The organism is Weissella viridescens, assembly GCF_001437355.1.
GTDB lineage: Bacteria > Bacillota > Bacilli > Lactobacillales > Lactobacillaceae > Weissella > Weissella viridescens.
The window spans coordinates 40,956-53,911 of sequence record NZ_JQBM01000002.1; the positions used below are offsets into that span (position 1 = coordinate 40,956).

Annotated in this window: 13 protein-coding genes; 8 read left to right on the forward strand and 5 right to left on the reverse strand. The window is 40.7% G+C overall.

Annotated elements, in window-relative coordinates; translation table 11 throughout:
* Nucleotides 1-166: 166 nt before the first annotated feature.
* Nucleotides 167-676 carry a transcription repressor NadR gene (locus tag IV50_RS02730; protein ID WP_057744748.1) on the forward strand — a complete coding sequence of 170 codons (510 nt, stop codon included), beginning with the start codon at nucleotides 167-169 and terminating at the stop codon, nucleotides 674-676.
* A 91-nt stretch (nucleotides 677-767) separates the two neighbouring features.
* Complete coding sequence (locus IV50_RS02735) at nucleotides 768-1,964, forward strand: MFS transporter (RefSeq protein WP_057744751.1); 1,197 nt, start codon at nucleotides 768-770, stop codon at nucleotides 1,962-1,964.
* A gap of 51 nt (nucleotides 1,965-2,015) precedes the next feature.
* Here the strand turns inward: IV50_RS02735 and IV50_RS02740 are convergent, their stop codons facing one another.
* Complete coding sequence (locus IV50_RS02740) at nucleotides 2,016-2,756, reverse strand: transglycosylase domain-containing protein (RefSeq protein WP_236697692.1); 741 nt, start codon at nucleotides 2,754-2,756, stop codon at nucleotides 2,016-2,018.
* Between the two features lie 135 nt (nucleotides 2,757-2,891).
* Here IV50_RS02740 and rlmD point away from each other — a divergent pair, with 135 nt between their 5' ends.
* Nucleotides 2,892-4,322: a 23S rRNA (uracil(1939)-C(5))-methyltransferase RlmD gene (gene rlmD / locus IV50_RS02745; protein WP_057744756.1), complete on the forward strand. Its 1,431-nt coding sequence runs from the start codon at nucleotides 2,892-2,894 to the stop codon at nucleotides 4,320-4,322.
* 61 nt (nucleotides 4,323-4,383) lie between these two features.
* On the opposite strand, the gene IV50_RS02750 is transcribed toward rlmD, so the two are convergent.
* Nucleotides 4,384-5,070 (reverse strand): Sir2 family NAD-dependent protein deacetylase, encoded by a 687-nt coding sequence (locus IV50_RS02750; protein ID WP_057744758.1) that lies wholly within the window; start codon nucleotides 5,068-5,070, stop codon nucleotides 4,384-4,386.
* A 185-nt stretch (nucleotides 5,071-5,255) separates the two neighbouring features.
* On the opposite strand from IV50_RS02750, the gene IV50_RS02755 reads away from it, so the two are divergent.
* From IV50_RS02755 to IV50_RS02765, 3 genes are all read left to right on the forward strand, one after another.
* Nucleotides 5,256-6,137: a 3-hydroxyacyl-CoA dehydrogenase gene (locus tag IV50_RS02755; RefSeq protein WP_057744761.1), complete on the forward strand. Its 882-nt coding sequence runs from the start codon at nucleotides 5,256-5,258 to the stop codon at nucleotides 6,135-6,137.
* Between the two features lie 128 nt (nucleotides 6,138-6,265).
* Nucleotides 6,266-6,838: a TetR/AcrR family transcriptional regulator gene (locus IV50_RS02760; RefSeq protein WP_057744764.1), complete on the forward strand. Its 573-nt coding sequence runs from the start codon at nucleotides 6,266-6,268 to the stop codon at nucleotides 6,836-6,838.
* 131 nt (nucleotides 6,839-6,969) lie between these two features.
* A complete protein-coding gene (locus IV50_RS02765; RefSeq protein WP_057745928.1) occupies nucleotides 6,970-7,566 on the forward strand; it encodes a 5' nucleotidase, NT5C type in 597 nt (198 codons plus the stop codon).
* A gap of 71 nt (nucleotides 7,567-7,637) precedes the next feature.
* On the opposite strand, the gene IV50_RS02770 is transcribed toward IV50_RS02765, so the two are convergent.
* Nucleotides 7,638-9,521 (reverse strand): heavy metal translocating P-type ATPase, encoded by a 1,884-nt coding sequence (locus IV50_RS02770; protein ID WP_057744767.1) that lies wholly within the window; start codon nucleotides 9,519-9,521, stop codon nucleotides 7,638-7,640.
* Nucleotides 9,522-9,671: 150 nt separating this feature from the next.
* Between IV50_RS02770 and IV50_RS02775 the strand changes: the two genes are divergently transcribed.
* Nucleotides 9,672-10,010, forward strand: coding sequence for an ArsR/SmtB family transcription factor (locus IV50_RS02775; RefSeq protein WP_057744771.1), 339 nt, complete (start codon nucleotides 9,672-9,674; stop codon nucleotides 10,008-10,010).
* 104 nt (nucleotides 10,011-10,114) lie between these two features.
* On the opposite strand, the gene IV50_RS02780 is transcribed toward IV50_RS02775, so the two are convergent.
* Together IV50_RS02780 and IV50_RS02785 are read right to left on the reverse strand one after the other, a co-directional pair.
* A complete protein-coding gene (locus tag IV50_RS02780) occupies nucleotides 10,115-10,849 on the reverse strand; it encodes an amino acid ABC transporter ATP-binding protein (protein WP_057744774.1) in 735 nt (244 codons plus the stop codon).
* Between the two features lie 12 nt (nucleotides 10,850-10,861).
* Nucleotides 10,862-11,554, reverse strand: coding sequence for an amino acid ABC transporter permease (locus IV50_RS02785; RefSeq protein ID WP_057744777.1), 693 nt, complete (start codon nucleotides 11,552-11,554; stop codon nucleotides 10,862-10,864).
* Between the two features lie 528 nt (nucleotides 11,555-12,082).
* Between IV50_RS02785 and IV50_RS02790 the strand changes: the two genes are divergently transcribed.
* Nucleotides 12,083-12,880 carry a transporter substrate-binding domain-containing protein gene (locus IV50_RS02790; RefSeq protein WP_057744780.1) on the forward strand — a complete coding sequence of 266 codons (798 nt, stop codon included), beginning with the start codon at nucleotides 12,083-12,085 and terminating at the stop codon, nucleotides 12,878-12,880.
* Nucleotides 12,881-12,956 lie beyond the last annotated feature (76 nt).

The following is a 12,956-nucleotide window of genomic DNA, read 5'->3' on the forward strand; positions in this document are numbered from 1 at the left end:
TAATCAATGTTGATTTTTGCGATAGTTCGGCGGTTTATCGCAATTTTGTTTTAAGTTTGTCTTGGTTTTAATATAATGAATGATGATAGCGAATTACTGATGAATTGAATTATGATTTTTATCACCCGTTGTCCATTAATTTGTAAAAACGAAAAGAGGAAACACAATGTTAGGTGTTGAACGGCAACAAGCCATTAAAACAGAATTAATTGCAGCTGAAACGCCCATTAGCGCGAACACATTTGCCAAAAAATTCGGCGTATCACGACAAACAATTGTGGGAGATATTGCGTTGTTGCGCGCCGCAGGTGAAGAAATTGTTTCAACGACGCAAGGGTACCGTTATCAACCAGGATATGCTTACAGCCAAATTGTAGTTGTTCAACATAATGCAGAGCAAATGGAAGCTGAATTGATGGCTTTAGTAGATGTGGGTGTCACTATACAAGACGTCCAAGTTGAACATCCACTGTATGGTTTACTCAAAGGGGAGTTAGCGCTTGACTCACGCGAAACGGTGGAACATTTTTTGAAACAATACCACACCAGTCAAGGCGCCTTGTTATCTTCTTTGACGAGTGGGTTGCATATGCACACGCTAAAATACGATCAACCAGAACAATTAGTCCAAGCCAAGGCTAAGTTGGCAGAATTAGGGATACTCTACGAAAACTAGGTTGACAAGACACCCCTGTACTTGCTATTATTTTTCCTGTTGTTAGGGTGTCTTGACACCTAAAAATGGGAGCTATTTTAGGAGTAGGGTAATGAATAAAAGAATTGGGAAACTGCTGTCGGTGACTGGCTGTGCTTGGTTATTTGATGCAATGGATGTGGGATTGCTATCATTTATTCTAGTAGCGGTTCAAAAAGATTGGGGCTTGTCCCAAGTGCAAGTTGGGTGGATTGGTTCGGTCAATTCAATTGGATTGGCAATTGGGGCAGTCGTTTTCGGCGCTTTGGCCGATACAAAAGGGCGTAAGTTGATGTTAATGGTGACATTGCTGACATTCTCAATTGCGACTGGGTTGTCGGCGTTTGCGACCGGCTACATCATGTTTATGATCTTACGTTTCTTTGTTGGCTTAGGACCTGGTGGAGAGTTGCCAGTTGCATCAACTTTGGTAGCGGAACGCGTACCGAATAATATTCGTGGACGTGTGATTGTGTTGCTTGAAAGTTTTTGGGCTGTGGGTTGGTTAGTAGCTAGCTTACTAGCGTACTTCGTGATTCCCAAGTATGGTTGGCGAATTACGTTGATTATTGCATCGTTGACCGCCTTTTATGTCTTAGTTTTGCGCCGTCATTTGCCAGATGATGAAGATAGCGTTAAAGAAACGACGCATGCAGACAGTATTAGTATTGCACAACGTTTTAAAATGTTATTCCAAGGAGCATATCGCAAACAAACCATTATGTTGTGGATTGTTTGGTTCATGATTATGTTCTCATATTATGGCATCTTCCTTTGGCTACCAAATGTTTTGATTGGTAAAGGGTTCAGCATGGTGAATAGCTTCGGTTATGTTGTTATTATGACGCTGGCCCAATTACCAGGATACTTTACAGCAGCTTGGTTGGTCGAGAAGTGGGGGCGTAAGTCAGTTTTGGCCTTGTTCCTAACAGGAACTGCCATTAGTGCTTTTGCCTTTGGATTTGCGACAACGTTGCCAATGGTCCTAATTTCAGGAATGCTATTGTCATTCTTTAATTTGGGCGCTTGGGGTGTCTTGTATGCTTACACGCCAGAACTTTATCCTGCTTCAGTTCGTGCAACTGCAAATGGAGCAGCAGAAGGGTTCGGTCGCCTAGGAGGTATTCTCGGACCACTCGCAATTGGGGTGTTTTTGAGTCACAGTATGTCATTTGTTGGTATCTTTAGTGTCTTTAGTATCGCCATTGTGATTGCTGTGATTGCCATTCTAACCTTGGGACACGAAACGCGTGGTGTTGAACTCGAATAAAATAAAAAAGCAGATACGTCCAGTCGGTACGTACCTGCTTTTTATTCGCCTTTAACTTGGTTGAACGAGGCCATGCTTGATATCAACTTTAGTCGCTTGCTTGTATTGACTTTCTGAAATCTCACCATTATTAAACATCGAAAGTAAGACAATATCACGACGTTCTTTAACTGTTTTTGGACTTGTATACAAATTGTAGACAGATGGACTCTGGCCCAGCCCAGCGATGGTGGATTGCTGATCTAGACTTAAAGCTTTAAGTGGTTTTTGGTAATAGAACTGTGAGATGGTTTCAGCACCATACTTGTTGTAACCTTCATAAATCTTATTCACATAAAATTCAAAAATTTGATTCTTAGAGTAGACCTTGTTGAGATGATAAGCTAAATAAAGTTCTTGGATTTTACGTTTTGGTGTGGGTTCAGCGTCGTTTTTGAACGCCGTTAATTTAACTAGCTGCTGGGTGATTGAGGAACCACCACGACCAACACCATGACCAAATAGTGCTTTAATGTTACTCTCAACCAATGCTTTTACACCGTCGGAATTGATACCATTGTTTGTCTCGAAGGTAGCATCTTCGGTTGAAACCACAGCTTGGCGGTAACGGTCAGGAATGTCGGCTGATTTAATATAGGTTTGTTCACCTTCAGGATTAGCTTTTGCTTTTAGTTCAGCAGTTGTAATGGTGGGTGCATCATCGATGGTGATCCAAACGTAGATTCCGCCTGCGACGGCGGCTAAAACGAAAAGTAAGATGAATAATTTAAATAGTCGTTTAATAATCCGCATGGGAAACCTCTTCATATTTTATCGTTAATTTGCTTACAATTTATCATAACTTTTTTGATCGATATTTTAAAGGGAAAACCTGTGTTAGAATAGGACTTAACAAATACGTAAGAAAGTGAATTTTTTGTAGAACGAATGCCAGATTATAAGAAAAAAACGTACAACCAAAATCAACGTAATGCTAAGTCAAATCAAAAGCAAAATCAAGATGTCCAAGTGGAGGTGGGTGATAAGTTATTAATCACCATCAAACGACTTGGTATCAACGGAGAAGGAATCGGATACTATAAGCGTAAGATTACGTTTATTCCGAATGCTTTGCCTGGTGAGGTTGTCGATGTCGTTGTGACTGCTGTAAATCCAAAGTTTATTGAAGCTAGGATTCGAAAGTTTAAGCAAAAGTCACCTGATCGAATCGAACCACTAGATAATCAAGAAGTGGGCGGAACTGAGCTGGGTCACTTGCGTTATGAAAAACAGCTAGAATTTAAGCAAGATGTTATCCGACAAGCGTTGGAGAAATATCGTCCACGCGGTTATGAGGACTACGATTTGCGTCCAACGATTGGTATGGATGATCCAACTGGGTACCGTAATAAAGCGCAATTCCCAATTCGTAAGCAAGGTGATCATCTAGCTGTAGGAATGTATAAGCCAAACTCACACGAGTTAGTCGATTTACCTGAGATTTCAACACAGCATCCGGCTACTTTAAAAGTGGTACGGACAGTGCGTGATATCTTAGAAGAGCTAGAAGTACCCATCTACGATGAAAAGCAAAATTCTGGAATCGTAAAAACTTTAATTGCGCGTGTTTCTGAATCCACAGGGGATGTCCAATTAACACTCGTGACAAACTCTCCAAAGTTGCCGAAGGCGCGTCAAATTATTGAGCGTATCAATGCAGATTTACCTGAAGTTGTTTCAATTGATCAAAATATCAATAAGGGAAAGACATCATTAGTTTGGGGTGAAGAAACAAAGCATTTGTGGGGAACAGACTATATTACCGAGACAATCAATGGTAAGCAGTTTATGTTATCACCACGAGCCTTTTTGCAATTAAATCCTAAGCAAACCGAACGCTTGTATCAAGAAGCAATTAAGGCGCTTGATTTAACCCATGCAGATAAATTAGTTGATGCATATTCAGGAGTTGGAACAATCGGTTTGTCATTGGCTGATCAAGCTGGAGAAGTGCGGGGAATGGATACCGTTGCTGATGCAGTTTACGATGCGAATGAAAATGCTGAAGCTAATGAGATTGAAAATGCTGATTATTTCGTTGGTGAAGCGGAAGTCTTGATTCCAGAATGGGCTGACCAGGGTTGGGTCGCTGATGCAATGGTGGTTGACCCACCACGTACTGGACTTGGTGAAGCATTACGTGACACGATTTTGGATACTGAGCCAGAGAAGTTAGTCTATATCTCATGTAATGCCTCGACTTTGGCACGTGATTTAGAAGATTTGACTGAAGTGTATGATGTTGACTATATCCAGTCAATTGATATGTTCCCCCAAACAGCACGTTGGGAAGGGATTGTTAAGTTTACGCGTCGTTAATGTTCCATGTGAAACAAAAACCGCCAACGTTATGCGTTAACGTTGGCGGTTTTTTATTGTGTTAATTTTGAAGCCAATCACTTATATCAGTTGTGATTTGAGTGACGGGTACGTTATTTTGCAGCGGGTGTACGGGCTCCTGATTGACAACGAAAATATGTTCTAGTTTTTTTGCCCACAGGGTAAGTTGATTAACTGGAGCAACATTGAGTCGTGTCCCAACAATGACGACATTTTTAGCTGTCTGCATCCAAGATAACGCTTGGTCCATCCCTTTGACGTTCTCACCATAAAAAACAATGTCAGGCAGAATCATTAGGTTATCCTCTGTGTGTGGCAAATATTGATATTCTGTTTCGGACATCGAAACGGGTTGCCCATTTCGATCAATAAAATGGTCAATTGAACCGTGAATCTTTAACAGGTTATCGGCATTAATATGGGCTTGTTCCAATAAATTGTCGATATTTTGGCTGATGACTTTAATCCCTTGATGATGACTTAGGTCAGCAATCCACTGATGTCCTATGTTAGGCTGCGCAGTTTGATTCATTAAATACTTCACCATGAAGTCATGTTGTTCCCAATAGTGTTGGTAGTAAGCTTCGCGACTAAGTAAAGCTGATGTATCGAAATTTGCTTGGAGACTAGCAAAATCTTGAATGCCTGAGGCAGTTGATAACCCTGCTCCAATGATAAAAACAGTAGGACTTTTGGTAATGATTTTTTCCATTTCTGAACGGTGCATTAGTGAACCTTCCTTTTCAATTGTTTTAGTGTGAATTTCTTCACGAGTGATGTTGAATTTTATTATATTCAGCGTTAACATAGTATTTGTAATTGATAATATTTTCACAATATCAGAAGAGAAATGAATTTATTCATGTTCACGCTTTAAATTAATCATATCACTAAAAATAGGAGGATTGGAAAATGACATATCAAAAAGTAACAGTAGTTGGTGGTGGAACGCTTGGTTCACAGATTGCCTTCATGGCAGCTTTTTCTGGTAAGGATACCACAATTTGGGGTCGTTCCGAAGGGTCACTTGAACGTGCTAAGGCACGGGTTGATCGTTGGGAAAATGAAGTGAAGGCTTACTATGATGCTGCAGATGCTGATATTGAATCTGCTCGTGATCATCTCAACTATACGACGTCATTAGAAGATGCCTTAGCTGGAGCTGATTTAGTCATTGAAGCGTTGCCTGAAAATGTCGAAACTAAGACCGACTTTTACGAGAAATTTGATAAGTTAGCCGATCCTGAAACCGTGGTAGTGACGAATTCATCAACGATGATGCCATCACAATTTGCCGAAACGACAGGTCGTCCTGAGAAGTTCTTGGGATATCACTTCGCCAATGAAATCTGGAAGAATAACACAGCTGAAATCATGTCAGGTCCAGAGACTGACGCTACCCTTCCAGAAACATTGGAAGAGTTTTCTCGTGAGATTAAGATGGTTCCAATTATGGTTAAGAAAGAACAACCTGGTTATGTGTTGAATTCATTACTTGTGCCATTCTTAGATGCCGGAACTGATCTCTGGGTTAGGGATGTAGCTGACCCAGAAACAGTTGATAAGACTTGGATGATTGGAACAGGTGCGCCCGTGGGACCATTCGGTATCATGGATCTGGTCGGATTAAATACGGTATATGAAATTAATAAGGGTCGCCCAGATGAGAAGAGTCAGCATGCTGCTGAGAAGATTAAGGAGCGCATGGACCAAGGGCTAATTGGGCAAGAAACGGGGCAAGGATTCTACACGTATCCAAATCCGGCTTACCTTGAGGATGACTTTTTGAGCTAATAAAGAAAAGAAAGTTGAAATAACCGTTAGTGTTGTTTCAGCTTTTTTTATGCTATTATATTGGTTGGGAGCATAGTTATCTATTTCTGTTAATATTTAATTGTATAAAAACGGGGTGTTTTTAGTATATGTCCAAAGTGAATCAGGCACAGATTTTTCAAGCAGCACGTGAAGTGTTAGATGAAAAAGGGTATGAAAAAGCGCGCTTGGCGGATGTCGCACGTAAGTTAGATATTTCGTCGGCCGCGTTGTACAAACATTTTAAAAATAAGGAAGATTTGTTTGAAGGAACCTTGGTTGATTGGTTGAATATGATTGATGAACCGCTGTTTGCTGCAAATGAACGCGCAAAGCCAGCTGATCGTGATCGAGCCCTCCATGACTGGATGTGGTTATTGTCATCACGACGACAGGAATTCTTTTTGGAGGAGCCGGAGCTTACCAAATTGTATAAAGAAGTATTAGAGCGTAATCACGAGTTACTGAATCCACGCTTAGTTGCCTTCTCTGAAGTTGTTGAGAACATTATGGCTTGGGACACTTTCCGTCATCAACGTGGTGCAACAATCATGCAAACTTTTGCCATGTTTTATCATCCATATTTTGTGAATATGTGGAAAGATCCATTGCTAAAGACGTTATTTGAGTCAACTTGGTTAGAAATTAATCCAATTCTGGCAGATGCGCAAACTGAAGGATAAGTAAAACCGGCGTCAGGAAAATTGACGCCGGTTTTTGTGTTAGAATAGGTTCGAAAGTTAGAAACATATTTTGCTGTGGTTTATGCTCGAACAAGTGTAGAAATACGATAATATAACCAGAAGTGAGGGAAATAATGACTAAACCAAAATTATTCTTAGATATGGACAATGTTCTTGTGGACACGTTACCTGTCTTAAATGCAAAAGATATGCAGAAAGAAGACGTGGCTAAACCTGATCAAATTCCAGGTATTTTCAAAAACTTACCACCAGTTGCAGGTGCGATTGAAGCGGTGAATGTCTTATCCGAAGACTATGATATGTACATTTTATCAACTGCACCATGGCATAATCCAAGCGCTTGGCAGGACAAGTTGATTTGGCTGCAGAAATATTTTGGTGCGGATGATTCAAATCCTTTTTATAAGCGTGTTGTTATGGCACACGATAAGGGCCTTGTGCATGGTACGGGTGGTATTCTAGTTGATGACCGACCATATCATGGTGCGAGCGCCTGGGATGATGCTAAAACTGATAGCTTTTGGATTCAATATGGTTTCGATGAAAAGCTAGTTTGGTCAAATGAATTAGTTGATTTTCTACAGGCTGTGGCACAGGCTTATGCTAACACGCATAATGTGCGTGCAGCAATCGATCAAGTGAATCAATCAGTGCATTATGAATTGCATGGTGATAAAGAGAAGTTTGAAAAAGCAAGTTGGGAGTAATGTCCCAATAAAAAAACCACTTATGAAGATTCATAAGTGGTTTTTTATTGGTAAAGTTTCACGTGAAACTTTTATTTTTGACGAAGTATGCGCATTGAATTCAAAACAGCTAGCGCGGTCACACCAACGTCAGCGAAGACAGCTTCCCACATATTAGCTAGGCCAAAGGCACCTAATAATAGGAAGATAGTTTTGACAGAGAGTGCAAAAATAATATTTTGAAGCACAATTTTACGGGTATACTTGGCGATATTGATGGTCGTTGAAATACGACTAGGCTTATCATCCATAATAATCATATCTGCGGCTTCAACGGCAGCATCCGAACCAAGGGCCCCCATGGCCATTCCAACATCAGCTTTTACGAGGACGGGGGCATCATTGATACCGTCACCAACAAAGGCAACTTTTTGAGGGTTCTCATTGTTAAATTGAAGCTCGGTAATTTGTGTTACCTTATCAGCAGGTAGTAAATTGGTAACAGCCTTATCGATACCTAATTCACTGGCAACAGTGGTTCCAACAGCATGATTATCACCAGTAAGCATGACGGTTTGCAAACCTAAGTCGTGAATTTGACTGATAGCAGCTTTAGCATCCGCTTTAGGTTCATCGGCTACAATGATGCTACCCCAGAATTTACCATCAACAGCTACGAGAATGGTTGTTCCAGTTGGGTCAAGTTCGACATGATTAATATTTAAATCCGCCATCGCTTTTTCATTACCAATGCTGACCTTATGACCGTTAACAGTAGCTTGGATACCGCGACCAGAAGTCTCGGTACTCTCAGTAACCTGATATTGGTTCAAATCACCGGTGTAGCTGTTAACAATTGATCGAGCAATAGGATGAGTTGAGTTTTGTTCAACAGCAGCGGTATACCCGAGTAAATCATTCTCATTCACATCATTAGCTGGAATTAACTTGGTCACTGAGAAGCTACCCTTAGTCAAGGTACCTGTTTTATCAAAGACCACAGTTGTCACATCGTTCAATGCTTCCAGATAGTTACTTCCCTTGATAAGGACACCATTCTTAGAAGTAGCGCCAAGACCAGCAAAGAAGGCGAGCGGCACTGAAAGGACTAATGCACAGGGACATGAAATGACAAGGAAGACTAAGGCACGTTGGACCCAAGTACTCCATTCTTGACCAAAGAAGAGAGGCGGGATGATTGCAAGTAAGACCGCTACCAAAACAATGATAGGTGTGTAGATACGTGCAAACTTTGTAATAAACTTTTCTGTTTCAGCTTTGTGTGAGTCTGAATTTTCAACCAAATCAAGAATTTTGGCAACCGTTGAATCCGTGTAAGCATTTGTTACTGCAACGGTTAATGTACCGTCGATATTAATTGATCCACTTAAGACATCATCACCAGTGGCAACACGGCGTGGCAAAGACTCACCAGTTAGAGCAGCTGTGTTCAGGCTTGATTGGCCATCAGTCACAACAGCATCAACAGGAATTTTTTCACCCGGTTTGATGAGTAAGGTGTCACCAACTTTAACTGCCTCAGGTGCCACTTGCTTGAAGTTATCACCATCTTTAACATTTGCATATTCTGGTTTAATTGCGACAAGATCACTAATAGAGCGCTTTGAACGGTCAACGGCAGTTTCCTCAATCAATTCACCGATTTCAAAGAATAGCATAACGGCAATTGCTTCAGGGTATTGCCCTAAAATAAGTGCACCGATGGTGGCAATACTCATTAAGGTGTTTTCGTCGAAGAAGTCACCATGCGCGCAACTTTTAAGCGCATGCCAAAGAACATTTCCACCAGCTAATAGGTAAGCTACGAGATAAAGGGTGAGTTGTAGATATCCTTCGGAGAGCATGTATGCCATCATGCCCAGAACGACACTGGCGCCTAAGAGTAAAGCTTTTTTCTTTTGCTCCTCAGTTAAGTGTAATGATGATTGAGGTTTAGTATTTTGTGTATTTTCCATAAAGGCACCTCTTTTATAATGATAGTTTATATATGAATATTTGTTCATGTGTAAAGCTTATCATGTGTTATAAGGCTTTGCAACACTGATTGTGCTAATCTTTTGTTAGTGTGTTAAGATAGATTTATTGATTTTAAAAGGAGAAATGTGATGCCAGAAGATGTTAATTTAATTCATGCCGCTGACCTAGATGCAGCCCATGACATTTTTAAATTGCTCAGTAATCCAACGCGTTTACAAATTCTCTGCATATTAGAACAGCGCTCGTTGAATGTGAGCGAAATCGTGAATTTACTTGGGATGGAGCAGTCGGCGATATCACATCAGCTAGCGCTCCTACGTGCGGGACATTTGATTCGAACAGAACGCTCTGGAAAGTCGATCTATTATCGATTAGATGATCCACACGTTTTGGATATTATTAATGAAACCCTTGAACACGTTGGACATATTGCCAAAGGAGAACCTTGGCAGGCCGATGACGCATAGTAATATTAGCCGGGAGTCTTTCATTTTAAAACAAAAAAACTGTTAATTTGTGTTTAGCCAAGGCCGGCGAACAGCAAATTAACAGTTTTTTCAATTTGTTTTCATTAAATTTTATAAGCGTTCAAGAAACGATTGATTCGGTCGGTCGGATGATTAAAGAATTCATCAGGTGTACCATCAAATTTAATAGCACCATCTTCAAGAAAAATCATACGGTCTGCTGCATTCTTGGCGAACTCCATATTGTGCGTCACAATAATCATTGAGGCTTGTTGTTCAGCTAAGCGCTTTAGAATCCGCAGAATTTGTGCTTCGATTTCAGGGTCAAGGGCCGATGTTGGTTCATCTAATAGCAGATAATCTGGATGCATCGCCAAGGCTCGGGCGATTGCAATACGTTGCGTTTGCCCACCAGAAAGCTGATAAGGGTAGCGGTCCGCCATTTCGTCAAGGCCAACTTGTTTAAGTAAGTCATGGGCGTTTGCTTTGGCATCAGTCTTACTTTGCTTGAGTACGTGTACAGGGGCTTCAATCATATTGCCCATAACTGTTAAGTGATCGAACATACGAGGTTGTTGGAAAACCATCCCAGTTTTACGGCGAATCCACAATAATGTTTCTTTGGTAATGGGTTGGCTGAAGTCAATTTTACGATCATCAATGGTGTACGCACCTGTTTCAGGGTGTTCTAAAAGATTAAGCGAACGCAAGAGCGTTGATTTACCAGATCCAGAAGGTCCGACAATGACGGTAGTTTCCCCAGGGTTAAAGGTCACATTGATATCATCTAAGGCTTGGTGTTCAGTATAGGTTTTATTAACATTTTCAAGTTTTAACATGTGGAACCTCACTTATTTGACGAAACGATCCGCCCAACGTTGGATGTAACGTTGTGGAATCGAAAGAATGGTAACAAAGATGGCGTAGATGGCAGCAACGAGTAAGTACATTTGTAGTGGCTCGAAAGTTGCTGCAGCCAACTGTTGTGATAGGTAGAACATTTCAACAATCGTTACGGTTGAAGCCAATGAGGTGTCTTTGATTAATGAAATGAATGAGTTAGCGAGTGTCGGAATAGAAATTCGGGCCGCTTGAGGCAAGATAATGCGTATGAACGTTTGGCTGTCCGTCATACCTAATGCCTCGGCTGCTTCGCGTTGCGTGTCTGGAATGGAAGAAATTGCTGCACGAATTGCTTCACTGGCGTAGGCTCCAGAATTCAAAGACAAGACGGCGATGGCAGCAATCCATGCGGATGGTTGGAGCCAGGCAATCCCAAGCTTTGGCAAGCCGTAGAAGACAACGAAGAGTTGGACTAGCATGGGGGTTGAACGAAAGGCCCAAACGTAGAAGGCGAGCAATTGGTCAAGGGTGAACCAAAGGGCACGCTTAATGCCGGTGACCTGTGGCTTATATGAACGGAGCACACCAACGAAGGCGGCGAGGACTAGCGCAATCACGAAGGAGATTAACGCAAGCGGAATGGTGTATTTGATTCCAGCTATGATGAGCTGTGGGGCATAAGTTTTAATGAATTCAAACATGAATAAGTCCTTTCGATGGTGCTTGAGCAAAAGAAAAAGCGCCTAAGAATCCGGATGCCGGTCTTAGCGCGCTTGTTACGTTATATCGAATTGTTCACCAAAACAACCTAACGCAAGACGCGCGTTAGGCAGATGCAAGCAGCTTGATTGTTGATGTTTGTAGGTTTGTAGGCATCATCGTTTTGGATCTCCTTAGAAATTTAATAAATAAGTTGCCTTAATTATATTTAAATTACTAACGAAAAGCAAGTGTAAACCAGCACAAATTATGCGGATGTAAAATTGTTAACTTTTTATTAGTGAGTTAAACCCTTGGTATGAGTGCGTTTTTGATGAATAGAAAACAAGTTAATCAAAATTAGGGGTTTGACAGGTTAAAAAAAGGTGGTTATGATTTGGGCATAATCTAAATTTGAAGCGAGAAAAAATCATGAAAACTTTAATGAACCGATGTTGATTTTCCATTCTAATTATATATTTCGTATTAAAATAACGGCTTAATTTAGAAAAAGGAAAAGGTGTTAAATCATGAATAAAGTATTGAAAGCATCAATGGCAATTGCGGCAACTGGTCTAGTCGGATTTGGTTTGGCAATGTCGAATGTATCGGCTGACTCATACAAGTCAGAACTTAAGCACAAGGGTGAATTAACTGTTGGGCTTGAAGGAACGTATGCACCATTTTCATACAAAGATAAGCATGGTAAATTGGTTGGATATGATGTTGAAGTCGCCAAGGCAGTTGCCAAGAAGCTTGATTTAAAGCCTGTTTTTGTTCAAACAAAGTTTGATTCACTAGTTGCTGGTCTAGATTCAAATAAGTATGATGTCGTTTACAATGACATGGGACCAACTAAAGAACGTAAGCAACATTACACATTTGGTGGAACTTATTTGAATTCAAAGGCAGTTATTATCGTTAAGAAGGGTTCTGATATTAAGACTGTTAAGGACTTGAAGGGTAAGAAGGCGGCACAAACGACATCATCAAATTATGGACAAGCGGCCCAAAAGGCCAAGGCACAGATTGTGAGTGCGCCTGGTTTTGCTGAAGCACTAGACTTAGTGAGCTCAGGTAAAGCTGATGCAACATTGAATGCTGATGATGCATGGAGTGTTTACAAGAAACAACATCCTAAAACAGATTTGAAGGCAATTCCAACTGATGATCTTGATGCATCTGGTGCAGCACCAATGTTGAGTAAGAAAGATAAGAAGTTGGCAAAGAAGATTACTAAGGCCCAAAATGAGTTGAAGAAGGATGGTACTTTGACGAAGCTTTCAAAGGAATACTTTGGAAAAGATTTGTCAGGTAGCAAAAACTAATTTATATAGATAAATATTAAAAAAGTCGACTTCAGTTGAAGTTGGCTTTTCTTTTGTTTATAGCTTGAGCGAGTAG